Raw genomic sequence first — 25,919 nt, 5'->3', positions numbered from 1 at the left:
TGTGGCAAGCAGGCTTGCCACAGTCAGAGTGTTCGTCCTTTCGCGCTGCAGATCAGTGCGTGCCGTTGCCGGCAAACATCTGTTTGGCGTGTGCAAAACACTTCTCGGCGATGGCCGAGCGCGGTTCGGTCTTGCGCATCACCAACCCCAGTGGCGCGAGCACGCTGGCGTCCGGCAAGTTGATAAAGGCGAGGTTCTCGATCGGGTTTTCCATGCCACTGTCCAGCGGCATGATCGCGCAGCAAAAACCTTCGTGGATCGCCTGGAACAACTGATAGGTCGAGTCGCTTTCGAGAATGGGCTGCGGGTCGAGGCCACGGCTGCGGAAACTCAGGTCAATGGATTTTCGATAATGCATGCCGTTGCTGATCATCCCCAGGGGCAACTGCGCGGCATCTTCCCAACTCATTTCGGTGCCTTCGAACTGGAAGTGGCGCGTGTCGTACAGCAGGCCGACGCGGGTTTCGCCCAGTTCAAAAACCTCCAGGTAATTGGGGTTTACGTGGTCCAGGTAGCACACACCCAAATCCAGTTGATTGGTGCCCAGGGCTTCGATGATCTTGTCCGAACTCATGGACGACAGGCTGAATTTGAGCTCTGGAAACGTCTGGGACAGACCTTGGATGTAGCTGATCGAGTTGAACCCGCTGAGCGGTACCAGCCCCAGGCGCAGGCTACCCACTAACTGCCCGCGACACGCCGCCGCTTCGGCAAACAAACCGTCATGGGCGGCGAGCAGGGTTCTGGCCCAGGCCAACACGCGTTCGCCGGCCTGGGTGAAGCCTTCGAAGCGCTGGCCACGGGTGACCAGCTCCAGGCCCAGCTCATCCTCCAGATTGCGCAGGCGCATCGACAGGGTCGGCTGGGTGATATGGCAGCGCGCAGCCGCCTGGCCGAAGTGCCGGGTCTGCTCCAGCGCGATCAGGAATTTGAGTTGCTTGATGTCCATTTAAAGCCCCAGCCTGGGAATAAGTGAGCGGTCAGGATAAGTGCCCGTGCCTGCACCCGCAGCAGACCCTCTCATTGTAAGGCCTGCGTGTCCAATCACCTGCATTGAAGTGATCCTCACCAACGGATAAAAAGCAGAGCAGCCACCTGATGTAACGCGATCTGAATGTGGGCTCGCGCGGCGTGATCGGTTTTTTTAGCGCCCACTGAAACCTGTACGCAATTTGAAACGTTTAAGTGGTTTAATGTTTATGTCGGCTTGCGATGGATCGCAGCCGCCGACAGACCTTCTGTCATTGAATCATCCCAAGGAGCTACACCATGCATGGAAGTATGAAGTCCAAACACCTCGCGTTTCTGTTGATCCCGCTGGTTGCCGCTTGTACCACACCGGACAGAACCCGTGAGTCGGCCGTCACACCGCAAGCCCAGCCCCAACAGGCCTGGCAGTTCGACAACTGCTCGGTCGGCTGCCCCAGCGGTGGCAGCCCACTGACGCTGAACCGCCAGGCGTACACCCTGAACAATAATGGCTCGACCAAGTTTGCCAACTGGGTGTCATACAAAATCACCAAGACCACCCCCGCCAGCGGCCGCTCGCGCGACTGGCAGACCGACCCGGACATTCCGGCCGGCGAAACCCTCGACCCGGTGGATTACAACGGCGCCAATGTCGCGCTCAAAGTCGACCGTGGCCATCAGGCCAACCTCGCCTCGATGGCGGGGGTAGCCGATTGGCAAAGCCTCAATTACCTGTCGAACATCACCCCGCAGAAGTCCGACCTCAACCAGGGGCCGTGGGCGCACCTGGAAGACCAGGAGCGCAACCTGAGCAAGCAGGCGGGGATCGACGCGGTGTATGTCGCCACCGGGCCGCTGTATGAGCATTTTGTCGGCACGCTGCCGGGTACGAACAAGGTGCACACCATTCCCAGTGGCTACTGGAAAATCATCTTTGTCGGCAGCTCGCCTGAAGGCGGAATGTACGCCTCGTTCGTCATGAACCAGGAAACGCCCAAAGGCGCGAACTTCTGCGATTACCAGGTGCCCGTGAGTCAAATCGAAGAGCGCTCCGGGCTGACGTTCTGGAGTGATCTGCCGCAGGCGGTGCAGGCCGCGTTGAAGGCCAGGCAAGGGCAGTTGCCGGGGCGCATTGGGTGCAAGCAAGCGTTGTAATAGTTAAGGATCCGTATCACTTCTGTGGCGAGTGAGCTTGCTCCCGCTGGGCTGCGAAGCGGCCCTGAAAAAAGGGACTGCTGCACAGTCCACCGGGAGCAAGCGCCCTCGCCACAGGTTACCGGTGCAGATACTGGCCTTTACTGTCAGCTTCGCTCGGCCTTCACATAGTCCAGGCGTAGTTCACGGACCTGAAGAATCTGCTGATCAAAATTGACTACGATGATTGCGCAAGGGCTCGCCAGCAACCTGCGCTTATCAACATAGATAGCGGTTGCGTGCTTCTCTGAGCAGGTCACGCATCTGGTCGACGCGCAATAACAGCGTCATTTGCCGCTCATCGACGATAATCTCCACCATGATCAATGCGCAGATCATCGGTGCGGTCACCAGCCAGTGCTCGTAACATTGGGTGGCCAGCGATATGAAGATGCCTGCAATCCACAACCCCAGCACCCACTTCGGGGCACGCCGTTGCAGCGGCACCCAGAAACGCTGCAACCTTTTCAAACGGGCCGTGTGCAGCCTTAACGAGGCTTCGAGTCGGGAAATGTCATTGCTCATGTTTACCCTCCCTCAACGGTACGCGCGCAGCCTGGGAGCGTGGTTCCCAGCCAAGACAGGTTGACCCGTTCGACTTCTATCCAATGCTCGCCGACAGGTTTTGTGCGGCAGCTTTTAAACGCAATACACACCTGCTTTGCGTCCAATAAAGCAAAGTGCCGATAACGGGGCGGGCGCTTAAACACCGAAAAAAACATACGCATCGCCGTGCCTCGCTCAATCAAACGTGCCAACTGAGTTCAAACAGCGTGCCGCCGTTTTCCATGCGGCGGCAGGTCACGGCGCCGCCATGGGCGAGGGCGATAGCGCGCACCACGGCCAGGCCCAGGCCACTGCCGCCCTGGGCGCGTGAGCGGGAGTTTTCACCGCGTTGGAAGGCGTCAAACAGGCGCGCGGCAAAACCTTCGTCGATGCCGGGGCCGTCGTCGCGCACGCGCAGGTAGTTGAAGCCGTCGCGGGTGCTCAGGTGGACGATGACATTGCCCGGTGTCGCGTGCCGCCGAATGTTATCCAGCAGGGCCAGCAAGGCCTGGCGAATGCGCGCCGGGTCGCAGCGCATCGTGCGGCGTTGCAGGTCCAGTTGCAGCACAAAACCTGCGGCCACCAGGCTCGGTTCGAACAACCGTACATCGTCTTCGATGCCTGTCGCCAGGTCGGCTTCTTGCAGGTTGAGTTCCAGGTAGCCACTGTCGGCCAGGCCCACCACGCGCAAATCCTCGATCAAGCGCGTCAAGCCTTCGACCTGGCCCAGCAGGCTGTAGAACTGTGCGGTGTCGGGTTCGAATACACCCTCGGCCAACCCTTGCAGGCGCCCGCGCAGAATAGTCAGGGGTGTGCGCAGTTCATGCGCAATGGCGGCATTCCAGAACGCTTGCTCCTGCGCCATGCGCTGCAAGCGTTTGGCCATGCTGTTGAAGTCATTGACCAGGATCGCCGCTTCGCCGATCGACTGGTCACCGGCAACGGCCTGTACGTCCAGGTCGCCGTCGGCCAGTTTGCGCAGGTTCTCGGCCACGGAGTTGAGCGGCATCAGGATTCGCCGCGACAGTTTCAGCGCCACAATCGAGCCCACCGCCAGGCTCACACACGTGGTCAGGCCCATCCACACCCATTCAGCCTTGGCCGGCAGCCAGGCATCCACTTCGGCGTCGGTGAGCGGCCAGTAGGTCCACAGCAATGCGTAAAAAATATACGAGCCGATCACCGCCAGGGCGATCACGCACAGCACCACGGCGCACATCGACAAGATGATCTGGCGGCTCAGGCCATTGAGCCCTTTCACACCATGCTCCCGAACCGATAGCCGACGCCACGGATACTGGTGGGCACACCCTGCACGCCGAGGTCTTCGAGCTTGCGCCGCAGTTTGCTGATATGGCTGTCGACCGTGCGCTCCAGGCTGTCGCTTTCCGGTGAACACTGGGCCAACAGCTCGGCGCGGGTGAACACCCGTTTCGGTGCCTTGGCCAGTTGCGCCAGCAGCCTGAATTCGGTGACGGTCAAGGCCAGCGGCACTCGGCGGCCGACCAGCGTCACCGTGGCTTCGTAGCTTTCCAGGTCAATTTCAAACGCGTCCACCCGCAGCACCGTGGGGCAGGCGCGGTCGCGATAAGCGATGGAGCGGCGCAGTACCGCCTGGGTGCGCGCCACCACTTCGGCGGGGTTGAACGGCTTGACGATATAGTCGTCGGCGCCGATGCGCAGGCCCATGAGCTTGTCCATGTCCTGGTCTTGCGCGGTCAGCATGATCACCGGCGTATGGCCGCGTTGGCGCACTTGCGCGAGCACTTGCCAGCCATCCACGTGGGGCATCAGCACGTCCAGCAACATCAGCTCCGGCTTGAGCGCCAGGTGCATGTCCAGCGCCTGTTGGCCGTCACGCGCGTGGGCGGTGCGAAAGCCGCTGCGTTTGAGGTAAGCCTCCAGAATGTCGGCGATTTGCGGCTCATCTTCGGCAATCAGCACGAGGGCCTGGGGTTCTCTGACGCAGTCCGGGCGGGGCATCGATGCAACGGGGAAATCAGTCATGGTCTGCTCGGTGAATACGCGGCGAGCCTGTGCATCCCTGCGCTCGTGCTTATCTGCCTTATCGTGGCTGCCGGTCCATGGCCACGTTTGCCAGTAGTGATCATAGCTTCTGGGTGAGGGTGCTGACCTCCAGAGCAGGAATCATCGTGTTCTCCTGGTAAATCTACGCAACGGTGAACGCAAGTGTGCGCAACCAACGTGCGCATTCATGGGAGGTTTTGTGGAGAAACGATGGAGGCGGGCACTAATTTGTGCCCGAGCGCGTAGGAGGCGGGATGGATTGACGGATAATACCTAAAAGTCCAATATGGAATTATAAGTACAAAAAGCCTATGCCTCTCTTTCTTCACGCTTGCCAAACCAACAACAACTTGCGAGATAACGACCATGAAGAAACCCGCGCTGATCGCTGCACTGGCCCTGGGCCTGTTTGCTTCAAGCCATGTGCTGGCCGCTGAGAAAACCTTGCGTATCGGCATTGAGGCGGCCTACCCACCGTTCGCCTCCAAGACCCAGGACGGCAAGATCGTCGGGTTCGACTACGACATCGGTAATGCCTTGTGCGCGCAGATGAAGGTCAAGTGCGTGTGGGTGGAAGGTGAATTCGACGGCCTGATCCCTTCGCTTAAAGTGAAGAAAATCGACCTGGCCCTGTCATCCATGACCATCAACGAAGACCGCAAGAAATCGGTGGATTTCACCCACAAGTATTACTTCACTTCCTCGCGCCTGGTGATGAAGGACGGCGCGGTGGTGGATGACCAGTACGCCAGCCTCAAGGGCAAGACCATTGGCGTGCAGCGCGCCACCACCACCGACCGCTATGCCACCGAGGTGTTCGAGCCCAAGGGCATCAACGTCAAGCGCTACAGCAATAACGAAGAGATCTACATGGATTTGGCGGCGGGGCGCCTGGATGCGATTTTTGCCGACACCATCCCGTTGAGTGACTTTTTGTCGATGCCACGCGGCAAGGGCTACGCCTTCGTCGGGCCGGAACTCAAGGACCCCAAATACGTGGGCGAGGGCGCCGGGATCGCAGTGCGCAAGGGCAATACCGAACTGGTCAGTGAGCTGAATACGGCCATCGACGGCATCCGCGCGAATGGCGAGTATCAGAAGATTTCACAGCAGTATTTCAAGTCCGATATCTACGGCGACTGAGCGTGAAACAGCAACAGTAGAGCCATACTCGGTCACATGTGGGAGCTGGCTTGCCTGCGATGCAGACACCTCGGTACATCAGGAATACCGAGTTGATGCCATCGCAGGCAAGCCAGCTCCCACAGTTGATGAATGATCGTTCAGCCCTTCAATTCCTTAAGGTGCTTGTACACCGTCGCCCGGCCCATCCCCAGCACATTCGCCACGTAGTTCGACGCGCTCTTGCCCTTGAACGCGCCCTCGGCATGCAATGCCAGCACCAGCTCACGCTTATGGTCGCGGGTCAGCAGGTTCAGGCTCAACTGACGTTCACGCATCCAGGCATGCAAGAAGGTGTTGATGCGCTCCTGCCAGTCATCACGAAACAGTGAATCCGGCTGTGGGATCAGCTTGCTCGGTGACAGGAACAGGTCCAGCGCCGCCTTGGCGTTTTCGAACAACGAGATATTCAGGTTGATGCACAGCACTGCCAGCCGACGACCTTTGTGGTCATGCAGCACCGTGCTCAGGCTGCGGATTTTCTGACCATCCCAGTTGAGCTTTTCGTACGGGCCGATATTCACTTCGCGGATGTCATCGCTGAGCATGTCCTCCAGGGAGGAGTCGTCACCAATGGCGCGTTTCGACAGGTTGTTGGCGATGTAATCGACCTTTTGCGTGCGCAAGTCATGCAGCACCACTTCGGCGTGGGGAAAGAACAGCGTGGCGATCGCATCGGCGATCGCCCGAAAGTTCTGCACAACGTTTTCTTGTTCAGCAATGCTCATCAATGCGGCTCCAGGCGGACGGGCGAGAGCATACCAGCGTCCAGGCCAAACCGCGTCAGCGGCTCCGGCAACGGTGCGCCGCGTACCAGCGCCGCGCTGGCCTGGCCCATGGCCGGTGAAGTCTGGATGCCATAACCGCCCTGCGCCGCGACCCAGAACAGCCCTGGCACCTGCGGGTCGAAGCCCGCGAGCAAATCACCATCAGGTACAAAACTGCGCAGCCCGGCCCAGGTGCGGGTAGGGCGGCGGATGGTCAAGGTGGTGGCTTCTTCGATCTGGTAGATGCCCATGGCAATGTCCAGCTCTTCGGGCTGTACATCCTGGGGTTCGACCGGGTCGGCGTTGGCCGGTGAGCCGAGGAACATGCCCGCGTCAGGCTTCATGTAAAAGGCTTCGTCGAGGGCCACCAGCATCGGCCACCCATGCGTGTCGACACCCTCTGGCCCGGCGAAGATAAACGCCGAGCGCCGTTTGGGCTGCAGACCGATGGACGCCGCGCCAGCGAGGCCGCCGATCTGATCGGCCCAGGCACCGGCAGCGTTGATGATGATCGGCGCGGTGTAGGTCGCGTCCTGGGTGCGCACCTGCCACAGGCCGTCGGCGTCACGGCTCAGGCCCAGCACATGGCTGTCGGTACGCACTTCGCCGTGGTGGCGGCGGATACCGCGCAAATAGCCTTGGTGCAGGGCATCGGTGTCGATGTCGCTGGCGGTCGGGTCGAAGATGGCGCCGTGGACTTTTTCACGACGCAAAATCGGCAAGCGTGCGCACGCCTCATCGACACTCAGCCGTTCCACCTGCGCCACCGTGGCCTTGGCGCTCTGGTATTGACGCTCCAGTTCCGCCGGGTCGCCGCTGAAATCCACGGTGATCTCCCCGCGTGGCGTCAGCAACGGGTGCTCACAGAAGCCTGCCGGCGGGTTATCAAAAAATGCACGGCTGGCCAGGGTCAACGCGCGCACTTGCGGTGTGCCATAAGCCGCGGTGTAGAGCGCCGCCGAGCGCCCGGTGGAGTGATAGGCCGGGTGACTTTCGCGCTCCAGCACCAATACTTTGCCATGCTGCGACAACCAGAACCCGGTGGATGCACCGGCAATGCCGCCGCCGATGATGATGAAGTCTGCATGGCTCATAAACATCTCCTTAAACAATGGTTAGCGCTGGGTTTGGTACAGGGCATTGGCCAGTGCGACGTCTTCCAGGCCCAGGCCGATCGAGCGGAAAAACACGTGGCGGTCATAGTCCGGGCGCTGCGCCATATCACTGAGCAACTCCGGCAGGTCGCCGATCACGGCGCGCTTGTCCCAAGCGTGTTGCTCGGCGGCGATCAGCATCTCACCGGCCGCGCCCGGCGTGGTCTGGCGATAGTCGCAGAACACATGCATGGCGTGCAGGCTGGCGGGTGGCACTTCATGGGCGCGTGGCGCATTGGTGCTGATGGAGGTGATCAGCGCTGGCTTGCGCAAACGCGCCGGGTTGAGCACCGGGCCGGCCGATGAGGTACACAGCAGGATCACATCGGCGTCTTCCACGGCGCTGTCACAGCTGTCGGCCAGGGTCAGGCGCGGGTCCAGGCCTTTGAGGTGGGCGAGGGTGTCGACGCTGGCGTGGCCCAGGCTCGGTGAATACAGGCGAATCTGCTGCCAGTCGCGCAGGTTGCGCACGTAGTGCAGGTGCGCTTGCGCCACCTTGCCACTGCCGATAATCGCCAGGCGCCGCGCGGCAGCAGGCGCCAGCACGTCCACCGCCAATGCAGTGGTGGCAGCGGTGCGCGCGGTGGTCAGCTCGGCCGCATCACACAGCATCAGCGGCTGGCCGCTGTGCATCGACATCAACAACGTCCAGGCCGTCACCAGTGGGCCTTGCTCGCGCACGATGTAGGGCGACGTCTTGACGCCATAAACGCCCTCATCGGCCAGCACGCCCAGGTAGTTGATAAAGTCGCCGGCCCCATGCGGGAACTCCACCAGCTGCTGCGCCGGCTGCACCGCCAGCCCGGCCGCCAGGTCGCGGAACAGCTTGTGCAGAATGTGGGGCACATCGACCTGGGCGAGCAATTCACGGGCCTGGGCCTGATTCATGACAAGGGGCGTGCTGGACATGGCAATCTCCGCAGATAAACTAATTTGTCCATTATGGACTTTTAGTTCTGTTGGGCAATATCCACGTCAGAAAAAACTGCACGTTACTTCGCCAGCCACACCGTGACACACAAGCCCCGTTGCGCAATGGCGTCAGTAAACGCGAGTTGCACCCGTGCGCCTGTGCGATCGGCAATCACCTTGACGATCGAGAGTCCAAGCCCGGAGCCGGCCTCGTCGGTGCCCAGGCTGCGATAGAACGGATCGAACACGCGCGCCTGTTCCTCTAGCGTAATGCCGGGGCCGGAATCTTTGATTTGCAGTTGAGCGCCGTCGGCAGTCAGCGCAACCGACAGGTCGATACGCCCACCCGGCGGGGTGTAGCGAATGGCGTTATCCACCAGGTTTTTCACCAGCGTAAACAGGTCCAATTCGTTGAACGTCACCTGCACATCCTGGGTGCTTTCAACGCCTATATCGATCTGTTTACTCTCGGCCAATGGCAGCAAATCTTCCAGTATCTGGCGGTACACGGTATGCACCGACAGTGTGGTTTGCGCCCGCTCAGACGCCGACTGCGCCGCCGCCAGGCTCAGCAATTGATCAATCAGTTTGCGCCCGCGTTGAATGCCGCGTGACAGCGGCTCAAACCGCTCGCGGCTGACGGGCGACAGCTCGGTGGCGGCCAGCCGGTCGGCTTGCAGCGCCAGGGCGGTCATCGGTGAACGCAGTTCATGGGCGGCATCGGCGACAAAGCGCCGTTGGCTGTCCATGGACAGCCCGACGCGTGCCAGCAGGCGATTGATCGCGACCACAAACGGGCGTACTTCGCTGGGCAGGTGTTGCTCTTCAATCGGGTGCAGTTCTTGCTCGGCCCGTTGGTCGATCTCTGCGGCAAGCACGCCAATGGGGCGAAACAACTTGCGCACCAAGTCGCCGACCACCAGTAACAACACCGGAAACAGAATCAGGAACGGCAACAAACTGCGCCAGGCGCTTTCGCGGGCGTCCTTGTCGCGGGCATCGGATTCCTGGGCCACGGCGATGCGTTCACCACGGGCGGTGGTGTGCACCAGCACGCGAAAATTTTCGCCGACCACGGCGACGGTGGACAGGCCATCGGCGAGGCTGGCCGGAAACGGCAAAGGCAAGGCTTCATCCGTGGTGCCCGTGGCCCTTGGGCTGTCACTCAGGTGCTGGATGATCACCCGGGTTTCTTCGTCATCGCCTTTAAGCGCCGGGCCTTGTGGGTATTGCAGGGTCATGTGCTGGCGGTCATACAGCATCGCCACCTGGCGCAAGGTGGCGTCCTGCTGTTCGTGGGTTTCTTCAAACGCCGAGACAAAGGTGAACACGCTGGCCACCAAGGCCACCAGCAAAATAGCGAGGGATAACGCCACCGACAGGCGCAGTTGCACTGACTCGCTCAGACGTTTTTTGAAACCATCCATCCCATGCCCCTGACGTTCTTGATCACGTGAGTGCCCAATTTGCGCCGCAAGGCGTGAATCAGGAATTCGATGGCGTTGCTTTCCACCTCATTGCCCCAGCCATACAAGCGGTCTTCCAACTCGCTGCGCGAAAGGATGGCGCCGGGACGAATCAACAGCGCTTGCAGCAGCGCAAATTCGCGACTGGAAAGGGCGACCTCATGCTGTTCTTGCGTACTGGCTTGCTTGGTGAGCAGGTTCAGCGTCACCACGCCATTGCCCAGCAACGATTGAGCGCTGCCGCCTTTGCGGCGTAATACCGCACGCATGCGTGCGAGCAATTCCGGGATATCAAAGGGCTTGAGCAAGTAATCATCGGCGCCGCCGTCAAGGCCCCGCAGGCGGTCGTCGAGGCTGTCGCGGGCGGTGATGATCAGCAAGGGTACGGGGTTGTTGCGTGCGCGAATCGTGTCCAGCACGTCGAGGCCATCCTTGCCAGGCAGGCCAAGGTCGAGCAGCACCAGGTCATAGGGATGGGTGTCGAGGGCGGCGAGGGCGGTGAGGCCATTCTTGACCCAGTCAGCGGCATAGCTCGCGTCGCTGAGCGCACGCTGGATCGCATCGCCAATCATCGGGTCGTCCTCGACCAGCAGTATTCGCATAAGTCTCTCCGCACAAAAAGCACGCGCGGCGAGGTGATCGCCGCGTGTGTATTGAAGCACCTGGGCAGGCATTTGTCCGATATCAGCCCTTCATCAGGTCGAAGGTCTTGAGCAGGTCGTCCATCGAGGCTTTGCACTCTGCCTGGTTAGGGTTGCCGTCACGCAGGGCCGAGAGGGCGCGGTCGATGGCTTTGTCGAGCACGTGCCAGTCGTTGGCGGCACGTGGCTTGATCCCGGCTTCAGCGCTGTCCCAGCTGGTTTCCAGGTCTTTGATGCGGGCTTTGGCACCTGCCAGGTCGTTCTTGGCGACAAGACCGGAAACGTCTACCGCGATGTTACGAAACGCCGACAGATCACCCAGTTGCGACATATGGCGCTGGCTGCTGGTGGGGTTGGCCGCGCTGGCAGGTTTGTCAGCCGGCTTGGAACAACCGGTGGCGATGCCCAGCATAAAAATCGCTGAAACAATGGCGGCATGGCGGATCACATTGCGAACTTTGCTCATGGCAGTTTCCTTGGAGTGAGAGTTTATTGAATGAGGGTTTTACGGCTGCCGATGCTGATTTGCGCCACGGCCACCAGCAACACGATCACGCACAAGAACAGCGCGCTGGTCCAACTGGCGCCCATGCCTAGGCCGCCATACGTCTTGGCTTGGGTGAGCAGGTCGCCGAGGGAGGCTCCGAACGGGCGGGTGAGGATGTAGGCGATCCAGAAGGTCAGCACGCTGTTGACGCCCAGGCGCCAGGCCAGCAGTATCACGCCGATTAAACCGGCGAAAATCACCGCGCCGAGGGTAAAGCCCAGGCCCAGGGCTTCGGTGGCCAGGTCACCGGCGGCGGTGCCTAAAGCGAAGGTGCACAGCACGGTGGTCCAGTAGAACCACTCGCGCCGCGGGGTCACGATGTCGCGGATCGACAGGCTGCGCTCGGTGCGATACCAGACGATGAAGTTAAGCGCGAGCAGCACCGAAAAAATCGCCGTACTGGTGTACAGGCTGACGTCGAGCTTATCGGTGAGGATATCGGTGATTTGCGTGCCGACGATGCTCACCAGCACCACCGTCAGCCAGTAGATCCACGGCGTGTAGGCCTTGGTGCGCAGTTGGCAGAACAACGCGAGCCCCAGCAAAGCGGCCATGCCGAAGCTGGTCCAGCCGGCGCCGAAGCCTGCATCCACGGCGAGGTAATCCGCGCCGGTTTCGCCCACGGTGGTGGACAGTATCTTGATCACCCAGAATGACAGCGTCACCTCGGGTACTTTGTTCAGCCAACGGGCTGCTGTGGCATTCATCGGGGTTACCTCTCCTTGACTGCGCAGTGGTTGGCGCAGGGGAGAAGGTAAGCCCCGACACTTAGCTGAGACTGAGGGCCTGGGTTTTTTTCAATACATGCGCCGTGCCGAGTGTCGTGAGGTGCACCACACTGCCGGTGGGCGGGGCTTGCAGGCCGGAACTGCGCACCAGAATCGCCTGGCCCGGTTCATCCTCGGCAGGCTGCAACACCACGGTCAACGTGCAGGTATTGCCGCCGAATTCGCGCTCGGTCACGACACCACGGCAGCCCGACAGGTCGGTGGTACTCAGCTGCAATTGCTCCGGGCGCAGCATGATCCGCGTTGCTGCGTGGTCCGCCGTACTGTCCACCGGCACACGGCCCAGCCCGCAATGCGCCCAGCCAGCTTCAATACGGGCGGGCATCACCACCGCTTCGCCGAGGAACAACGCGGTTTGCTCATCGACCGGGTATTGGTACAGGTCCATCGGGTGGCCCGCCTGCACCAGGCGCCCCTGACGCATCACTGCCAATTGGTCGGCAAACGACAGCGCTTCACTTTGATCATGGGTGACCAGGATCGTGGTGATGCCCGCGTCGCTCAGCAGGCGCGCGACCATTTTGCGCATGGCCGAGCGCAGGCCGGTGTCCAGCGCGGAAAACGGTTCATCCAGCAACATCAACCGGGGTTGCTGGGCCAAGGCCCGGGCGAGTGCCACGCGTTGCTGCTGGCCGCCAGACAGTTCATGGGGCCAGCGCCGGGCCATGTTGGCGTCGAGGGCCACGCTGTCCATCAGTTCGGCGATGCGTGTGTGCCGGGCTTCACCTTGGGTGGCCAGGCCAAAGCCGATATTGTCGGCCACCGTCATGTGCGGGAACAGCGCGCCATCCTGCGGCACATAGCCGATCTGGCGCTGGTGGGCCGGCACCGCGTGGGTGGCGTCGACCAATACCTGGCCGTTGAGCGTGAGGCTGCCGGTGTCGGGGAATTCAAAGCCGGCGATCATGCGCAGCAAGGTGGTCTTGCCCGAGCCCGAAGGCCCGACGATCACTGTGCGGCTGCCGGTGGGCACCGCCAGGGAGACGTCCGCCAGGGCACGCTGGGTGCCGAAGGTCTTGCAGAGGGCGTTGAGTTCGAGGGCGTTCATCGGCCTGCCGTGCGTTTGGATTGATGGTAGAGAAGGCCGGTTAACGGCAGTGACAACAGGATCATGATCAGCGCGTAAGGCGCGGCAGCGGCGTAGTCGATTTCGCTGGTCAGCGCCCAGAAACCGGTGGCCAGGGTGCGCGTGCCGTTAGGCGCCAGCAGCAAGGTGGCGGTCAACTCGTTGGTGATCGCCAGGAACACCAGCGCCGCACCCGCAGCCGCAGCAGGCGCGGCCAGCCGCAAAGTGATCAGCCACAGGGCGCGGCCCGGCGAACGGCCGAGGCTGCGCGCCATGTTTTCCAGTTCTACCGGCGCCTGGGCGATACCCGCGCGCAGGCTCACCAGCGCCCGTGGCAGGAACATCAGCAAATAGGCGAGCAGCACGGTGATGGTGGTCTGGTAGATCGGCCGGGCGAAATGAATGGTCACTGTGACCAAGGCCAGCGCCACCACAATGCCGGGCAACGAGCTGGTGATGTAGTTGCAGCTTTCCAGGATGCGCTGTAAACGCCCTGGCGCCCGAATCGACAGCCACGCAATCGGCACCGCCGCACAGGTGGTCAGCACGGCACCGGCCACGCCCAGTAGCACGGTCTGCTCCAGCGCGGGCAGCAGTTCGTTGAACTGCCAGACCTCACGGCCACCGGCGATCAGCCACTTGCCCAGGGTGATCAACGGCACACCCAGGGCCAGCGCGCAGGTCAGCCCTTGCAGGCCAAGGGCGAGCAGCGTGGTGCGCGTGCGCAGGCTCACAATACGTTGCTCGCGGGCGCTGCCGGAGCCGACCCGCGCATAACGCGCATGCCCGCGTGCAGCGGATTCCGCCGTGAGCATCGCCAAACAACACAGCGCCAGCACCGCCGCAAGCATATTGGCGGCAGGGCCGTTAAAGGTGGATTTGAACTGATCGAAAATCGCGGTGGTGAACGTATCGAAACGAATCATCGCGTACAAGCCGTATTCGGCGAGTAAATGCAGGCCTACCAGCAGTGCGCCGCCGCAGATCGCCAGGCGCAACTGCGGCAGCACCACGCGAAAAAATACCGCCCAGGGCTTGAGGCCCAGGGACTCGGCCACGTCTTCAATGGCAGGGTCGAGCCGGCGCAAGGTCGCCGCCACCGGCAAGTACAAAAACGGGAAATAGGCAATCACCGAGACCAGCACGCCGGCCGGCAAACCATGCATCGACGGCACCAGGCTGACCCAGGCGTAACTGTGCACAAACGCCGGCACCGCCAGCGGCGCAACCGCCAGCAGCGACCACACACGGCGCCCTGGCAGGTTGGTGCGCTCGGTCAGCCACGCCAGCGCAATGCCCAGCACCACGCACAAGGGCAGGGTGAACACCACCAGCAACACGGTGTTGACCAGCAGTTCACCCACACGCGGACGCCACACCAACGCTTCAATCTGCGCCCAGCCGATTTGCCAGGACACGCCGATCACAAACGCAATGGGCAGCAGCGCCAGCAGCGACACCACTACTGACAAACTGGTGACCCACGTGCCCCCACGGCTTTTAAACAAACCGTGGGCGCGTTTACGCGGTTGCGCCTGCGTTAAGGCGGGAGCTAAAGGTTCAGGCAGCAATCAGAGCAGTCCGGCTTGGGTCATCAGTTCGACGGCCTTTTTGCTGTTGAGCTTGGAGGCGTCCACTTTCGGCGCGTCCAGCTGGGCCAGCGGTGTCAGCTTGGGGTTGGACTGTGCGCCCTGGCCCACGGCGTATTCGAACGAGTTGCCGTCCTTGAGGATCGCCTGGCCGTCTTTGCCGGTGATCCACTTCAAGAAGGCCTGGGCTTCTTCTTTATGCTTGCTGGAGGCCAATACACCGGCGCCGGAGATGCTCACAAAGGCGCCTGGATCCTGGTGTTTGAAGTAGTGCAATTGGGTGTTTTTGCTGTTTTCGCCGGTCTTGGATTGGTCGACAAAGCTGTAGTAGTGATAAATAACGCCGCTGTCGACCTGGCCGGCGTTGACGGCTTTAAGCACCGCGCTGTTGCCACGGTAGATGCTCGCGTTGGCTTTCATCGCCTTGAGCCAGTCGAGGGTGGCGGCTTCGCCTTTGAGTTCCAGCACGGCGGCGACGATAGCCTGGAAGTCGGCACCGGCCGGTGAGGCAGCCCAGCGGCCTTTCCAGCTTGGCGAGGCCAGGTCCAGCAGGGACTTTGGCAGCTCGGCTTCTTTGAGTTTGCTCGGGTTGTACACGAACACCGTCGAACGTGCGGCGATGCCCAGCCACTTGCCGTGGGCGGGGCGGTAGGCGGCGTCCACTTGTTCCAACGTGCTCGGCGCTACTGGCGCGAACAGCCCGGCGTTGTCCACCAGCACCATGGCCGGGGAGTTTTCGGTGAGGAACACGTCGGCCGGTGAGGCTGCACCTTCCTGCACGAGCTGGTTGCCCATCTCGGTGTCGTCGCCATTGCGGATGGTTACCGGAATCCCGGTTTCCTCGGTGAAGCCCTCAACCCAGGCCTTGGTCAGGCTTTCGTGCTGGGCGTTGTACACCACGATGCCGGCGGTTTCGGCGGCATACACTTGCCCGGCGCCAACCAATGCAGTGGCGAGCAGGGCTTTAGTGAGGAAAGACGGTAGACGGGAAGCCATACGTTGAATGCTCCGGTTTTTATGTAGGCACGGGAAGCCCGTGAGGGGTCGACTGAGACTAGACCAATAGGAATCATTTGCATATTGAGGCGCGGCGAATGTAGAGGCGCAGATGAGAAAAAAACGTCAAATAAACGGTTAACAAATGTGATGAGGCCTATTAAATGACGCAGGTCAAATGTGGGAGCTGGCTTGCTCGCGGATGCAGTGGTTCAGTCAGCATCTCTGGGTCTGACCCACCGCATTCGCGAGCAAGTCGAATCGTCGCACCGCCGCTCCCACCGTTTTTATTGTGTTCAGGCAGGCGGGGCTGTGGGTTTAAGGCACTCGATGGATCGGTCCACGGTGGTCTTGGCCATCTCCAGCAAATGCCACACCGCCAGAATCTTCGCGCGCTGGGGACTGGCCAGCAGATCACCGCAATTGAGTGCGGTAGCTGAAGCACTGTCGAGCAAGCTGGCGGTGTAGAGCAGGGCGTCTTCGAAGCTCAGGTCTTCGATTTTAACGCCGTTGGAGGGTAGGTAATGGTCGATGGCGCGGTTGAAGGCGGCGCGGTCTTTGGTGGTGTTGCGGGGTGGGTCGGGGACGACTTTTTTCATTGTTTAGCTACCTTTTGGATTCAAGGAGCCGAACCGTTCGCGACTAAACGTAGGGTGGCGGCTGTACGCAGGTTAGTCGACCGGACCAAAAGGTAAAAACCGGCGCACCCGAGGGCGCCCTGCGCACAGCCACCATAAAACCTCATGGAGGGCCATGCACCTTTTGGAATACCGAGCGACTAAACCCGATCACTGATAAGCAGTGACGGATCGCAGACTAGCCATCGATTCCAACAGGCACAAGGCGGCAAGGATTGTCTAGGAAACGTCCTGCAATTTAAAGGGACGCGCCCTGCTGGCCCTTTAAAAACCATGACCAAATGCCACTAATCTCGCCACAGATCGTTCCCACGCGGGAGCGTGGGAACGATCTATCAAGTCCGGCCATTTTTGTAGGCGTTAATTTCTAGTGATGTAGGCAACTTCCCAAATATCACTCAGCCTTCCCGACCTTGTGTCCGAGCCCTGTTCGCCTGCTTATATTCCAACGCCATCTTCATTGCATTCAGGGATACGAAGCATGGCGCAGGGCTATATCAACGACCGCCTCACGGACTACATCAGCTTGAAAAACCAGTTGATGGGTCATGCCCCGGGACGGCAGCGTGCCGATCATTATGATGTGCTGAACCGGCACCTGCGTCATGGGCTGGTGAGGCCTGGGCAGTTGGTGATTATTCCCGATCCCTACAGCGTGATCTGCTCGCTGGAAGAGGCCTGGCTTGTGCGCCATGCCGAGGCAATCGGTCGGGAGCTGGACGCGCGCGCCGCCACCCAAGTGGTCAACAACTATGACCTGCTGCAAAGTCTTCTCGGGTACGGCTCGTTGGGAGTGGGCAGCTCAACATCGGCGTGGGCGCGGCATCTGGACGAAGTGGCGCAGACGCTGGAAGAGATTGAGCGGCTGCACCAGCGCCTGAAAACCGCAGGCTTGGAGCGTGAGGCTTTTTTGCGCCAGCGCCAGGCGCTGTTTGGGCTGCTGGATACCCAGTTGCAAGGCGCGGCGCGATTTGGCACGGGGTTGCGAGGTAATCAGGCGCTGAAAAAGATATTGGGGGTTTCAACCAAAAGCTATCTGCACAAGGGTGAGATTGCCGGGTATGCGCAGCGGATGCGGAGCATTGCGCAGACCTCGAAGTGGTTGGGGATGGGCACCTATGTGGGCTTGGCACTGGACGTGGGCGTGGCAGGGTTGGAGATCAAGGAGGCGTGTGTGGAGGGACGCGAGGCGCAGTGTCGGCGGGCGAAGTATGTGGAAACGGGGAAGTTGGTGGGTGGCGTAGGGGGCGCTTATGGCGGAGGGAAGGCGGGCGCGAAAATAGCCCGTCTCGGCTGCAAGGTTTTTTTGGGCGTCGTGGCTAAAGGAAACGGTGACCTGGCTTGCGCAGTGATCGGCGGCGCTGCGGGAGGGTTTGCAGTAGGCAATGTAGTTGGCGATTTCGGTGCGTTTCTGGGCGGGCAAATCGAAGAGATCGACGGTGATCTGATCTTTCAGCCAGAGGGCGCATAAGCATGGATTTTCAACTCATCCTTGCAATCATTCTATCCATAGCGACGTTCGTTTTTGGCGGACTCACTTTCTACGCCGAGTGCACAAAGCTCGAAGCCCTGGAAAGCTACTTCAGCGAAAACGAGGTGGTCTGCGCCAACAAACGGTTTTGGGGCAGAAACAAGCACATCGACAGGTTTCATCGCATGCTCGTGATCAGTGACCTGTTGGGCATGCCTAAATTTCACATTAAAAGAGGCGAGGTGACCGAGGCAGAGGTGGCGGCCGTCCCCCTGTCCCTCAAGCGTTGGGCGGTGTGGCCGTATCATTTTGGGATGGTATGGTTTGCTGGCTGTATCCTCTGGACCCTCTTGTATGGCTGGTAGCCTGCGGCCATCAGATCGTTCCCGCGCTCTGCGTGGGAATGCAGCCTGGGACGCTCTGCGTCCCGCTCACAACATTCAAGTTTTGCGCAGCTGTGACGCGGAGCGTCACGGCTGCATTCCCACGCGGGAGCGTGGGAACGATCTGTTAGCGCATGTGCAGGATAATCGGGCTACTACTGGCCGGGTCCGTATGCCCGCGCAGCTTGTTCACCGCCGCAGCCTCCACCGCGCCGCCGTTGTTGCCCCATGTACCGCGCACGTAGCTCAACACTTGGGCGATTTCCTGGTCGGACAATTGCTCGCGGAATGCCGGCATGCGGTACGCGTCCGGCATTCCGGCGGTCACGATGCGTTGCGAGCCATTGAGGGTGATGTTGATCGCCGAGGCGCTTTCCTTGGCCAAGGCTGAGGTGGCACCGGCCAACGGTGGCATCCACTCCGGCTGGCCTTTGCCGTCCAGGCCATGGCAGGAGGCGCAGCGGGTGGCATAGGTGTGGGCACCCGCTGCGCTCGTGTCGAGCGCTGCCGTCTGGTATTGCCACGGCGAACCGTCACGCTGCGGGTCGCCCGGCAGTGATTTGAGGTAACGCGCAATGGCGGCCAGGTCGTCGTCTTGCATGAACTGCGTGGAGTTGTTGAACGCCTCGGTCATCGAGCCATACACCACTGCGTGTTTATTACGCCCGGTCTTGAGGAACTGCACAATCTCCGGCTCGCTCCAGCGGCCCAAACCGGTGTTGTGGTCCTGGCGCAGGCTGGGTGCGTACCAGCCGTCGAGCAAGGCACCGGCGAGGAACGGCGCGCCGGACTCGTCCAATGCCTTCTCGTTGAACGCCAGCCCACGCGGCGTGTGGCAACTGCCGCAATGGCCGGGGCCTTGGACGATATAGGCGCCACGGTTCCACAATGCGTCCTGCTCGGGTTTGGCGGCATAGGTTTTAGTCGGCGCGAACACGCCGTTCCACAGCGCGATGGGCCAGCGCATGTTCAGTGGCCACGGAATGCTGCTGGGGATGTTCGGCTCGCTGGCCGGTTGCACGCCTTGCATGAAAAACGCATACAGCGCGCGCATGTCGTCGTCGCTGAGTTTCACGTAGGACGGGTAGGGCATGGCCGGGTAGAGCCGTCGCCCACCCGGCGCCACGCCGTGGCGCACGGCGCGGTCGAAGTCAGCCAGGCTGTAGGTGCCGATGCCGACGTTTTTGTCGGGCGTGATGTTGGTGGCATGAATGGCGCCCAGCGGCGTGGCCATCTCCAGGCCGCCGGCAAACGGCGCTTTGCCCGGCAGGCTGTGGCAGGCCACGCAATCACTGACGCGGGCGACGTATTCACCACGGCTGACCAGTGTCGGGTCAGCCGTGGCGTTGGCCTGTTCAAACGGCGAAGCAGGTTGACGGGTGACGTACCAGGCCAGCAGGCCGGCGGCGACTGCGCCGGCCAGCACCAGCCAGCCAGCGGTTCTAGCCAATCGTTGGTTGTTCATAGGCGTTCCTTGTCGGTCAGGCGAAGGTGTATCGGCTCAGGGGCAGGCTGCGGATGCGCTGGCCGGTCAAGTGCGCCACCGCATTGGCCACGGCAGGCGCCACTGCGGGTAGCGGCGGCTCGCCGATACCGCCCATCTTTTCGCCGCTCTCGACGATCTTTACGTGCACCTTGGCCATCCGCGAGGGTGGCAGGATCGGGTAAAGGTCGTAGTTGCGCGCCCGTGGTTTACCGTCCACGTACACCGCTTCTTCCACCAACGTTTGTGACAAGCCCAACGCTACGGCGCCGTTGACCTGGGCCTCGATGATCGCCGGGTTGACGATGCTGCCAGGGTCGATGGCTTCCCAGATGTTATGCACCTTGACCTGGCCGTTTTCGATCGACACTTCGGCAACCACCGCCGCATGCGAGCCAAAGGGCGAGGCCATGGCCACCCCACGGGCGCGCCGGCTGCCGTCTTCTGCGGTATACGGGCCACGTTTCCAGCCACCGGACAACTCGCCCACCGCTTGCAGCAACGTGGTCAGGCGTTTGTTGTCGCGCAGCAGGTGCAGGCGCAACTCATACGGGTCATGGCCGCCTTTGTCAGCCAGTTCATCGAGGAAGGCTTCGTAGAAAAAGTCATTCAGCGAGTTGCCCACCGAGCGCCAGTAGCCGAGCATGGCCGGGCCTTTGACGTAGATCTGGGCGATGCGTTTGTTGGGAATCGCGTAGGATTTGCCCGACAACCCTTCAAGAGCCGTCGGGTCGATTTTGTCGCCCTGTTTGCCGGCGATGGCTTCGGATGGGCCTTCGGTGGCGCTCACGGCTTCGATGGCCACCGGCAAGCCTTTGTCATCCAGCGCCGCGCGGAATTTGACCACCGCGACCGGGCGCAGCACATCGCGCAGGAACTCTTCTTCGCGGCTCCAGATCAGCTTGACCGGGCGTCCCACAGCCTTGGCCAATGCGACGGCCTGCGGGTACGGGTTGGCTGAGTCGTACAGGAAATGCCGACCGAAAAAGCCGCCCAGCAACGGCGAATGCAAGGTGATCTTTGACACATCCAGCCCGGTGCGCTTGGCGATGTCGGCGCGGAACATGTCTGGCGCCTGGTTGGGCAGCCAGACTTCCAGCGTGCCGTCCGGGTTATAGCGCGCCAGGGCCGATGGCGGCTCCAGTTGGGCATGGTTGACGTACTGGTTGTGGTAGGTGGCTTCGACCTTGGTCTTGGCGTTTGCCAGCGTGGCGTTGACGTCGCCTTCGTTTTCTTCGTCGCGGGCCGGGCCTTGCTGGGCGGCGAGGAAGTCACGGTATTTGTCGCTGGAAAAGTCTGCCGGCATGGCGCGCACTGTAGAGTCAGCGGCGGCTTCCAGCCATTCGACCTGAGTAGCTTCTACTGCACGCTTGGCGTGCCACCAGCGCTCGGCCACCACGGCCACGGCGCCAGGCAGTTGATGCACCGAGTGCACGCCTTTCATGGCCTCAACTTGCGCCTGATTGCGCAGGCTGCCCACGGTCATGCCCAGGCGCGGCGCATGCTGCACGGCGGCGTGGAGCATGCCGTCGACCTTGAGGTCGATGCTGTATTGCGCCTTGCCGGTGGATTTGTCGTAGGCATCCAGGCGTTTGACCGGCTTGCCGATCCAGCGGAACTGGCTCGGATCGCGCAGGGTGATGGTGGACGGGTCAGGCACCGGCATGTCGAGGGCGCGGCTGGCGAGTTCACCGTAGCCCAGCGAGCGGCCCGAGGCGGCGTGTACCACGCGGCCGGGGGTGGTGGTCAGTTGCGCGACCGGCACGCCCAGTTGCTCGGCGCCGGCCTGCAACAGCATGGCGCGGGCCAGGGCGCCCAGGCGGCGCATTACCGGGTAACTCATGCGCACCGACATGCTGCCGCCGGTGATGCGCATGCCGTTTTCCATCACCACATAGGCATCGCCCGGTGGCGCGGCTTCGACGACAAAGGTGGCAGGGTCGGCGTCCAGTTCTTCACCGACAATTTGCGCCATGGCGGTGTGGGTGCCTTGGCCGCCTTCCATAAAGGGGCTGAGCAGGCGCACCGTGCCGTCCGGGCGAATCTCGAGAAACGCCGGCACCTGCGTGCCGCGCTCCGCAGGGTTGGCGGTGGCCGCGAAGGCGCGGCCGCCACCCAGCGGCAGGCCGAAACCAATCACCAGCGCGCCCACGGCGGTGCTGGCCAGAAAGCGCCGGCGCGACAGGTTGACCGGGTCGCCCAGGGCCACATCCAGCAGTTCGTTGCGCGTATTCATCATGCGCGCTCCTTCTGCTGCGCCAGATCCTGCATGGCGGTGTGGATGGCGTTATAGGTGCCGCAGCGGCACAGGTTGACCATCGCGGCATCGATTTGCGCGACCGTCGGCGCGGGGGTGTCCTTGAGCAGCGCCGTGGCCGCCATCACCTGCCCGGACTGGCAATAACCGCATTGCGCCACCTGATGCTCGACCCAGGCGGCGACCACGTGCTTGCCCACCGCATCGTCCTCAATGGCCTCGATGGTCGTGACCTCGCGGCCGACCACACCTGCCACCGGGGTAACGCAAGAGCGCACCACATTACCGTCTACCAGTACCGAACAGGCGCCGCACTGGGCCAGGCCGCAACCGTACTTGGTGCCGGTCATGCCGAGGTCGTCGCGGATCACCCACAGCAGCGGCGTGTCGGCGTCGGCATCGACCTGGTAGGTCTTTTGGTTGATACGTAATTCCATGGCGGGTTCACCTGCTGATCATCGGTTGGTGGTGCTGAGCTCTTTTGAGCCCTTATAAGAAGAGTGGGACTTGTGGCCCATCGTTGCACTCTAGACCACGGCGCAAGGGCTATCTATCCGCCAGTCGATAAGTCGGAGGATCAGGCAAGTATTTCGCAGGAATGCACTACCGGCAGCTTGACCGTTCCCACGCTCCGCGTGGTAACGCATCCTGTGACGCTCTGCGTCACGGCGTCAGAAGCGGGACGCGGAGCGTCCAGGGCGGCATTCCTTTGCGGCGCGTGGGAACGATCCTATAGGCACTCCTTTGTGTGTAGGCAACCTCTGATCCGACCCGGCTCGCCGCACTTTTTTTGATTCTCCTGATCTATCCCTGTCACGACCCCACTCATTCAGAGTGTGGGCAACAGAATCAGACCCGGTGCCGATGGATCGAACGTCACATACTTGTATCTCCCGCTGGCCGTTGTTTTTGGTTGTTCTTTTGGCACTGTTTACCAGTGGTTGCAGCCAGCAGCAGGGCCGCGACATCGCCAGCCAGTTCAGCAATGGCAGGCCCGATGAGTTCTTTCAGACCAGCGTTGACCGCATGGCAACCCTGAGCATGCGCGACAACTTGCAAAGCCTGTATCTGCTGATGAGCAAGCTCTACCTGCGCAACCCCAGCCAGTGGCGCCAATCCGGTTACCCGGATGCGGTGAGTGCCGCGCGGGAAATCCGCCAGGCCATCGAGCATCAGCAACCGCTGCCGGCCCTCGGCGAGCGGCGCGATCTCGCGGCCTTGAGTTACTCGTTAAGCCCCGACTTCAAAGGCGGGTGCGTTTATCTACGCGATCGGCAGCATGCTGGTGACCGCCCACGGCGGCCGCACCCAGTTTTATATGACTGACTCGATCAACCCGCAGTTTGTCAGCAACGCCGCACGTAATATCGAGAAAGCCACCTGGCTGCTCAGCCAGCGCCAGGACGCCAACGGGGTATTGCTGCTGTTTTCCAACGAGATATCGGAGGAGGGCAGTAACCTGAGCTTTGCGGTCGAGTTCGGCAAAGTGGTTGCGCGCCTGGACTTGCTCGCGCAGATGCTCGATGAACGCTACCGACGTGTGGCGCTCAACTACGCGCAGAGTTTGCTGCTGATGAATTTCTTGCCGGTGCAGTAATGTAGGTACGGTATTTCCCTTTCAGGTGTAGGAAGTGGCCTATCTTAAGTCCCCACGCTTGAAACACCCCTCGGTGGGCAATAGCCTCGGACTTTTCTCAACGGATGAGTGCCTACCTTGGGTAAGCGAAAAACGGTTTGGCCTACGGATCGCGAAGTTCGTCTGCGATTCATTCTCTTTGCGGTGATCGACGTGGCAAGCGCCCAGGGTGTTCCTGCCGAGGTGTTATTGACCGCACATAAACTGCTGCGCGACTCGCCGGCGGAGTCTCAGTTACGTAAAGCCCTGGCTGACATCCTGGCCTGCGATGAAATGGCAGGGTTCAGTTTCCTCAGGGGGTCTGAGGCGGATGATTTTATGCGCACGATCGAACCGCTCACGGACGCGACTGATCACCAGGTTTTGCTCTCGGGTTAGATCGTTTATTTCCTTAAGTGAGGTAGCAAGGCTTTAATCGCATATCCATCCTGACGTTTATGCGGTGCCAGTAGCGGCTTTAAACGTCTTTACGGCGATTTATCTGTTATCACGCCCGGTGTCGCTGTCCTGGTCACCCAAGCACGCTCCCGAACAGCCATTTGTGCTGCTCTGCCGTCGTCTTGCGCCGTCGGCCGGTGTCTCTAGAATCGGCGCCAGAACTTAGCCATTTCCTGTCGATTACGGAGTTTCGAACATGATGAACGCAATGCAGATGCCGATGAACACGTCCATGCCAATGATGCCGATGATGGGCATGCCGATGATGATGGCGACCATGAAGTGCGAAATGGCGGGCGACGCCATGATGTGCACCATGAAGCCGGCGGCCGGTATGGACATGGCGCAGTTCAAGACCAATGCCGACATGATGGCGATGATGATGAACTGCGGCATGCCGATGATGATGCAGTGCGCAAACATGTCGATGCTGTGCATGTCGGCCGATGCCATGAAGATGATGGCTGACATGAACATGCCGATGATGACCATGGGCATGTCGATGCCGATGATGAAATGCATGATGGAATGCAGCGTGATGGGCGACAGCATGATGTGCAAAATGATGCCAATGCCAGGCATGAGCATGGCCATGATGGAAAACTGCTGCATGCTCATGAACAAACTGATGAATGACTGCGCCATGCCGATGATGATGAGCTGCAACGGCATGCCGATGATGTGCTGCACCTGCTGACCGCTGCTGCCTAAAACGCAAAAAAAAGCCCCGACTTGTCGGGGCTTTTTGCATTCAGTCCAGGCGTTCCGGGTAGGTGATCACCAAAAATGCCACCGCCTCGCTGTCCGCCGGGTTGCGGTAGCGGTGGGGCTGGTCGGCGTAGAACAGGATCGAGTCGCCGGTGGAGAGCAAGTAGCGCTCATCGTTGACGCTGACTTCCAGTACGCCCTGGGCCACCACCAGGTTTTCCTGAATGCCGGGGCCGTGACCGGCAGAAATTTCCTCGCCGAGCGCACGCAAGCGGATTTCGTAAAATTCCGATTGGCGGGCGGTATCAAAGGGAAACAACGCACGGCTGACGAATGCCCCGTCGGCACTTACCAGGCGTTTGCTTTGTCGCGCCGGCAACACCTCGACGCCTTCAAAGGCACGGTCCTCCAGAAAGGCCGCGACCGACACCTTCAAGCCTTTGGCGATTTTGCACAGCACCTTGATCGACGGCACGCTGCGGCCCGACTCGATCTGCGCCAGCATCGCCCGGCTCACGCCACACGCGCGTGCCAACCCGTCCTGCGAGAGGTGGCGCTTACTGCGCAAACGTTGCAGGTTCTGCGCCACGCACAGGCTGGTGTCGTCATCCTCAATCGCAGGTTTTGGCAGTGCTTGGGCTGATTCGGGCAGTACCTGTAAAAAATTCATCGGCGTTACGCCCGGCGCGTATCACTGGCGGTTGCGGTGTGGGCGGAGAACACCGCAAGCCCCGCGCGTGCCGCGTACATCGCCCACATCAGCTCGGCCGCGGCACGCGCCTGGCGGCGTTTACGGTGGAGGGTGAAGTCAATAACGCTGGCGGATGTTTGCATGGGGGAAATCTCGTGGGCGACTCAATGCCTCCACAGTAATGCGTGCTGGTTATTTCTTTAAATACTGAGTTTGCATGTGTTAATGCGATTTTGGACTTAGAAAATAATCCCGGTCCGATGCTGTTGTGGGAAGGGTCTGGTCCGTTAATTAAGCGTGACCTGGTGAGCCTGCCTGGCTTCCCATCACTGTTCGCGTGATGGCCCAGGCTTTGTCACGCCCCCGAAT

Annotated in this window: 26 protein-coding genes and 1 pseudogene; 6 read left to right on the top strand and 21 right to left on the bottom strand. The window is 61.0% G+C overall.

Annotated features, from left to right (window positions below; genetic code table 11):
* Window positions 1-52: 52 nt before the first annotated feature.
* A complete protein-coding gene (locus tag HX790_RS19565; protein ID WP_017137695.1) occupies window positions 53-949 on the bottom strand; it encodes a LysR family transcriptional regulator in 897 nt (298 codons plus the stop codon).
* A 320-nt stretch (window positions 950-1,269) separates the two neighbouring features.
* Between HX790_RS19565 and HX790_RS19560 the strand changes: the two genes are divergently transcribed.
* Window positions 1,270-2,124 (top strand): DNA/RNA non-specific endonuclease, encoded by an 855-nt coding sequence (locus HX790_RS19560; RefSeq protein ID WP_099547733.1) that lies wholly within the window; start codon window positions 1,270-1,272, stop codon window positions 2,122-2,124.
* Between the two features lie 258 nt (window positions 2,125-2,382).
* Here HX790_RS19560 and HX790_RS19555 read toward each other — a convergent pair whose 3' ends face one another.
* From HX790_RS19555 to HX790_RS19545, 3 genes are all read right to left on the bottom strand, one after another.
* Window positions 2,383-2,688 carry a hypothetical protein gene (locus HX790_RS19555; RefSeq protein WP_176991967.1) on the bottom strand — a complete coding sequence of 102 codons (306 nt, stop codon included), beginning with the start codon at window positions 2,686-2,688 and terminating at the stop codon, window positions 2,383-2,385.
* Window positions 2,689-2,908: 220 nt separating this feature from the next.
* Complete coding sequence (locus tag HX790_RS19550; RefSeq protein ID WP_017137699.1) at window positions 2,909-3,970, bottom strand: ATP-binding protein; 1,062 nt, start codon at window positions 3,968-3,970, stop codon at window positions 2,909-2,911.
* The gene (locus tag HX790_RS19545) at window positions 3,967-4,716 is read right to left on the bottom strand and encodes a response regulator (RefSeq protein WP_138450006.1); all 750 of its coding nucleotides are present in this window, start codon (window positions 4,714-4,716) and stop codon (window positions 3,967-3,969) included. Before HX790_RS19545 ends, HX790_RS19550 begins: the two co-directional genes overlap by 4 nt.
* Window positions 4,717-5,103: 387 nt before the next feature.
* Between HX790_RS19545 and HX790_RS19540 the strand changes: the two genes are divergently transcribed.
* Window positions 5,104-5,880 carry an ABC transporter substrate-binding protein gene (locus tag HX790_RS19540; protein ID WP_138450004.1) on the top strand — a complete coding sequence of 259 codons (777 nt, stop codon included), beginning with the start codon at window positions 5,104-5,106 and terminating at the stop codon, window positions 5,878-5,880.
* 140 nt (window positions 5,881-6,020) lie between these two features.
* Here HX790_RS19540 and HX790_RS19535 read toward each other — a convergent pair whose 3' ends face one another.
* The 11 genes from HX790_RS19535 to HX790_RS19485 all read right to left on the bottom strand — a co-directional run bounded on the left by HX790_RS19535 (window position 6,021) and on the right by HX790_RS19485 (window position 16,444).
* Complete coding sequence (locus HX790_RS19535; RefSeq protein ID WP_017137702.1) at window positions 6,021-6,647, bottom strand: transcriptional regulator; 627 nt, start codon at window positions 6,645-6,647, stop codon at window positions 6,021-6,023.
* Window positions 6,647-7,780, bottom strand: coding sequence for an FAD-binding oxidoreductase (locus HX790_RS19530; RefSeq protein ID WP_176991966.1), 1,134 nt, complete (start codon window positions 7,778-7,780; stop codon window positions 6,647-6,649). Before HX790_RS19530 ends, HX790_RS19535 begins: the two co-directional genes overlap by 1 nt.
* A gap of 21 nt (window positions 7,781-7,801) precedes the next feature.
* Entirely contained in the window at window positions 7,802-8,749 is a 948-nt protein-coding gene (locus HX790_RS19525; protein WP_099547737.1) for an ornithine cyclodeaminase family protein, read from the bottom strand.
* 83 nt (window positions 8,750-8,832) lie between these two features.
* Window positions 8,833-10,179, bottom strand: coding sequence for an ATP-binding protein (locus HX790_RS19520; RefSeq protein ID WP_176991965.1), 1,347 nt, complete (start codon window positions 10,177-10,179; stop codon window positions 8,833-8,835).
* Window positions 10,155-10,820 (bottom strand): response regulator transcription factor, encoded by a 666-nt coding sequence (locus HX790_RS19515; RefSeq protein ID WP_017137706.1) that lies wholly within the window; start codon window positions 10,818-10,820, stop codon window positions 10,155-10,157. Before HX790_RS19515 ends, HX790_RS19520 begins: the two co-directional genes overlap by 25 nt.
* An 82-nt stretch (window positions 10,821-10,902) precedes the next feature.
* The gene (locus HX790_RS19510; protein WP_017137707.1) at window positions 10,903-11,325 is read right to left on the bottom strand and encodes a hypothetical protein; all 423 of its coding nucleotides are present in this window, start codon (window positions 11,323-11,325) and stop codon (window positions 10,903-10,905) included.
* 23 nt (window positions 11,326-11,348) lie between these two features.
* Entirely contained in the window at window positions 11,349-12,113 is a 765-nt protein-coding gene (locus HX790_RS19505) for a hypothetical protein (RefSeq protein WP_176991964.1), read from the bottom strand.
* 61 nt (window positions 12,114-12,174) lie between these two features.
* The gene (locus HX790_RS19500) at window positions 12,175-13,242 is read right to left on the bottom strand and encodes an ABC transporter ATP-binding protein (protein ID WP_099547740.1); all 1,068 of its coding nucleotides are present in this window, start codon (window positions 13,240-13,242) and stop codon (window positions 12,175-12,177) included.
* Window positions 13,239-14,828 (bottom strand): iron ABC transporter permease, encoded by a 1,590-nt coding sequence (locus HX790_RS19495; protein ID WP_026013755.1) that lies wholly within the window; start codon window positions 14,826-14,828, stop codon window positions 13,239-13,241. Before HX790_RS19495 ends, HX790_RS19500 begins: the two co-directional genes overlap by 4 nt.
* 3 nt (window positions 14,829-14,831) lie before the next feature.
* Entirely contained in the window at window positions 14,832-15,845 is a 1,014-nt protein-coding gene (locus tag HX790_RS19490; protein ID WP_017137711.1) for an iron ABC transporter substrate-binding protein, read from the bottom strand.
* Between the two features lie 296 nt (window positions 15,846-16,141).
* Window positions 16,142-16,444, bottom strand: a complete 303-nt coding sequence (locus HX790_RS19485) for a DUF6124 family protein (RefSeq protein ID WP_099547742.1) — start codon at window positions 16,442-16,444, stop codon at window positions 16,142-16,144.
* A 520-nt stretch (window positions 16,445-16,964) separates the two neighbouring features.
* On the opposite strand from HX790_RS19485, the gene HX790_RS19480 reads away from it, so the two are divergent.
* Both HX790_RS19480 and HX790_RS19475 read left to right on the top strand, forming a co-directional pair.
* Window positions 16,965-17,954, top strand: a complete 990-nt coding sequence (locus HX790_RS19480; protein ID WP_017137712.1) for a hypothetical protein — start codon at window positions 16,965-16,967, stop codon at window positions 17,952-17,954.
* Window positions 17,955-17,956: 2 nt separating this feature from the next.
* Window positions 17,957-18,319, top strand: a complete 363-nt coding sequence (locus tag HX790_RS19475; protein WP_017137713.1) for a hypothetical protein — start codon at window positions 17,957-17,959, stop codon at window positions 18,317-18,319.
* A gap of 145 nt (window positions 18,320-18,464) precedes the next feature.
* Here the strand turns inward: HX790_RS19475 and HX790_RS19470 are convergent, their stop codons facing one another.
* The 3 genes from HX790_RS19470 to HX790_RS19460 are packed head-to-tail and all read right to left on the bottom strand — an operon-like array spanning window position 18,465 to window position 22,514.
* The gene (locus HX790_RS19470) at window positions 18,465-19,802 is read right to left on the bottom strand and encodes a cytochrome c (protein WP_176991963.1); all 1,338 of its coding nucleotides are present in this window, start codon (window positions 19,800-19,802) and stop codon (window positions 18,465-18,467) included.
* Window positions 19,803-19,818: 16 nt separating this feature from the next.
* Window positions 19,819-22,056 (bottom strand): molybdopterin cofactor-binding domain-containing protein, encoded by a 2,238-nt coding sequence (locus HX790_RS19465; protein ID WP_176991962.1) that lies wholly within the window; start codon window positions 22,054-22,056, stop codon window positions 19,819-19,821.
* Complete coding sequence (locus HX790_RS19460) at window positions 22,056-22,514, bottom strand: (2Fe-2S)-binding protein (protein WP_169987192.1); 459 nt, start codon at window positions 22,512-22,514, stop codon at window positions 22,056-22,058. Before HX790_RS19460 ends, HX790_RS19465 begins: the two co-directional genes overlap by 1 nt.
* A gap of 427 nt (window positions 22,515-22,941) precedes the next feature.
* On the opposite strand from HX790_RS19460, the pseudogene HX790_RS19455 reads away from it, so the two are divergent.
* Together HX790_RS19455 and HX790_RS19450 are read left to right on the top strand one after the other, a co-directional pair.
* Window positions 22,942-23,674 (top strand): annotated as a pseudogene (locus HX790_RS19455) (hypothetical protein).
* 117 nt (window positions 23,675-23,791) lie between these two features.
* Window positions 23,792-24,091 carry a hypothetical protein gene (locus HX790_RS19450; RefSeq protein ID WP_169987194.1) on the top strand — a complete coding sequence of 100 codons (300 nt, stop codon included), beginning with the start codon at window positions 23,792-23,794 and terminating at the stop codon, window positions 24,089-24,091.
* Between the two features lie 240 nt (window positions 24,092-24,331).
* Here the strand turns inward: HX790_RS19450 and HX790_RS19445 are convergent, their stop codons facing one another.
* From HX790_RS19445 to HX790_RS19435, 3 genes are all read right to left on the bottom strand, one after another.
* Entirely contained in the window at window positions 24,332-24,841 is a 510-nt protein-coding gene (locus HX790_RS19445; RefSeq protein ID WP_176991961.1) for a hypothetical protein, read from the bottom strand.
* A 61-nt stretch (window positions 24,842-24,902) separates the two neighbouring features.
* Window positions 24,903-25,529, bottom strand: a complete 627-nt coding sequence (locus HX790_RS19440) for a helix-turn-helix domain-containing protein (RefSeq protein WP_256349357.1) — start codon at window positions 25,527-25,529, stop codon at window positions 24,903-24,905.
* 5 nt (window positions 25,530-25,534) lie between these two features.
* Entirely contained in the window at window positions 25,535-25,693 is a 159-nt protein-coding gene (locus HX790_RS19435) for a hypothetical protein (RefSeq protein ID WP_017137721.1), read from the bottom strand.
* Window positions 25,694-25,919 lie beyond the last annotated feature (226 nt).

This window comes from Pseudomonas sp. IPO3747 (genome assembly GCF_013385245.1).
In the GTDB taxonomy this organism is placed as follows: Bacteria; Pseudomonadota; Gammaproteobacteria; order Pseudomonadales; family Pseudomonadaceae; genus Aquipseudomonas; species Aquipseudomonas edaphica.
The sequence above is the reverse complement of the archived record's forward strand: the minus strand, read 5'-3'. Positions and strand labels throughout refer to the sequence as shown.

Bases quoted from the DNA above. Each gene is read 5' to 3' on its own strand.
- HX790_RS19440 (WP_256349357.1), bottom strand. From the start codon at position 25,529: ATGAATTTTTTACAGGTACTGCCCGAATCAGCCCAAGCACTGCCAAAA.
- HX790_RS19530 (WP_176991966.1), bottom strand. From the start codon at position 7,780: ATGAGCCATGCAGACTTCATCATCATCGGCGGCGGCATTGCCGGTGCA.
- HX790_RS19475 (WP_017137713.1), top strand. From the start codon at position 17,957: ATGGATTTTCAACTCATCCTTGCAATCATTCTATCCATAGCGACGTTC.
- HX790_RS19505 (WP_176991964.1), bottom strand. From the start codon at position 12,113: ATGAATGCCACAGCAGCCCGTTGGCTGAACAAAGTACCCGAGGTGACG.
- HX790_RS19560 (WP_099547733.1), top strand. From the start codon at position 1,270: ATGCATGGAAGTATGAAGTCCAAACACCTCGCGTTTCTGTTGATCCCG.
- HX790_RS19555 (WP_176991967.1), bottom strand. From the start codon at position 2,688: ATGAGCAATGACATTTCCCGACTCGAAGCCTCGTTAAGGCTGCACACG.
- HX790_RS19525 (WP_099547737.1), bottom strand. From the start codon at position 8,749: ATGTCCAGCACGCCCCTTGTCATGAATCAGGCCCAGGCCCGTGAATTG.
- HX790_RS19490 (WP_017137711.1), bottom strand. From the start codon at position 15,845: ATGGCTTCCCGTCTACCGTCTTTCCTCACTAAAGCCCTGCTCGCCACT.
- HX790_RS19510 (WP_017137707.1), bottom strand. From the start codon at position 11,325: ATGAGCAAAGTTCGCAATGTGATCCGCCATGCCGCCATTGTTTCAGCG.
- HX790_RS19465 (WP_176991962.1), bottom strand. From the start codon at position 22,056: ATGAATACGCGCAACGAACTGCTGGATGTGGCCCTGGGCGACCCGGTC.
- HX790_RS19485 (WP_099547742.1), bottom strand. From the start codon at position 16,444: ATGAAAAAAGTCGTCCCCGACCCACCCCGCAACACCACCAAAGACCGC.
- HX790_RS19540 (WP_138450004.1), top strand. From the start codon at position 5,104: ATGAAGAAACCCGCGCTGATCGCTGCACTGGCCCTGGGCCTGTTTGCT.
- HX790_RS19515 (WP_017137706.1), bottom strand. From the start codon at position 10,820: ATGCGAATACTGCTGGTCGAGGACGACCCGATGATTGGCGATGCGATC.
- HX790_RS19535 (WP_017137702.1), bottom strand. From the start codon at position 6,647: ATGAGCATTGCTGAACAAGAAAACGTTGTGCAGAACTTTCGGGCGATC.
- HX790_RS19470 (WP_176991963.1), bottom strand. From the start codon at position 19,802: ATGAACAACCAACGATTGGCTAGAACCGCTGGCTGGCTGGTGCTGGCC.
- HX790_RS19480 (WP_017137712.1), top strand. From the start codon at position 16,965: ATGGCGCAGGGCTATATCAACGACCGCCTCACGGACTACATCAGCTTG.
- HX790_RS19500 (WP_099547740.1), bottom strand. From the start codon at position 13,242: ATGAACGCCCTCGAACTCAACGCCCTCTGCAAGACCTTCGGCACCCAG.
- HX790_RS19520 (WP_176991965.1), bottom strand. From the start codon at position 10,179: ATGGATGGTTTCAAAAAACGTCTGAGCGAGTCAGTGCAACTGCGCCTG.
- HX790_RS19565 (WP_017137695.1), bottom strand. From the start codon at position 949: ATGGACATCAAGCAACTCAAATTCCTGATCGCGCTGGAGCAGACCCGG.
- HX790_RS19435 (WP_017137721.1), bottom strand. From the start codon at position 25,693: ATGCAAACATCCGCCAGCGTTATTGACTTCACCCTCCACCGTAAACGC.
- HX790_RS19545 (WP_138450006.1), bottom strand. From the start codon at position 4,716: ATGACTGATTTCCCCGTTGCATCGATGCCCCGCCCGGACTGCGTCAGA.
- HX790_RS19460 (WP_169987192.1), bottom strand. From the start codon at position 22,514: ATGGAATTACGTATCAACCAAAAGACCTACCAGGTCGATGCCGACGCC.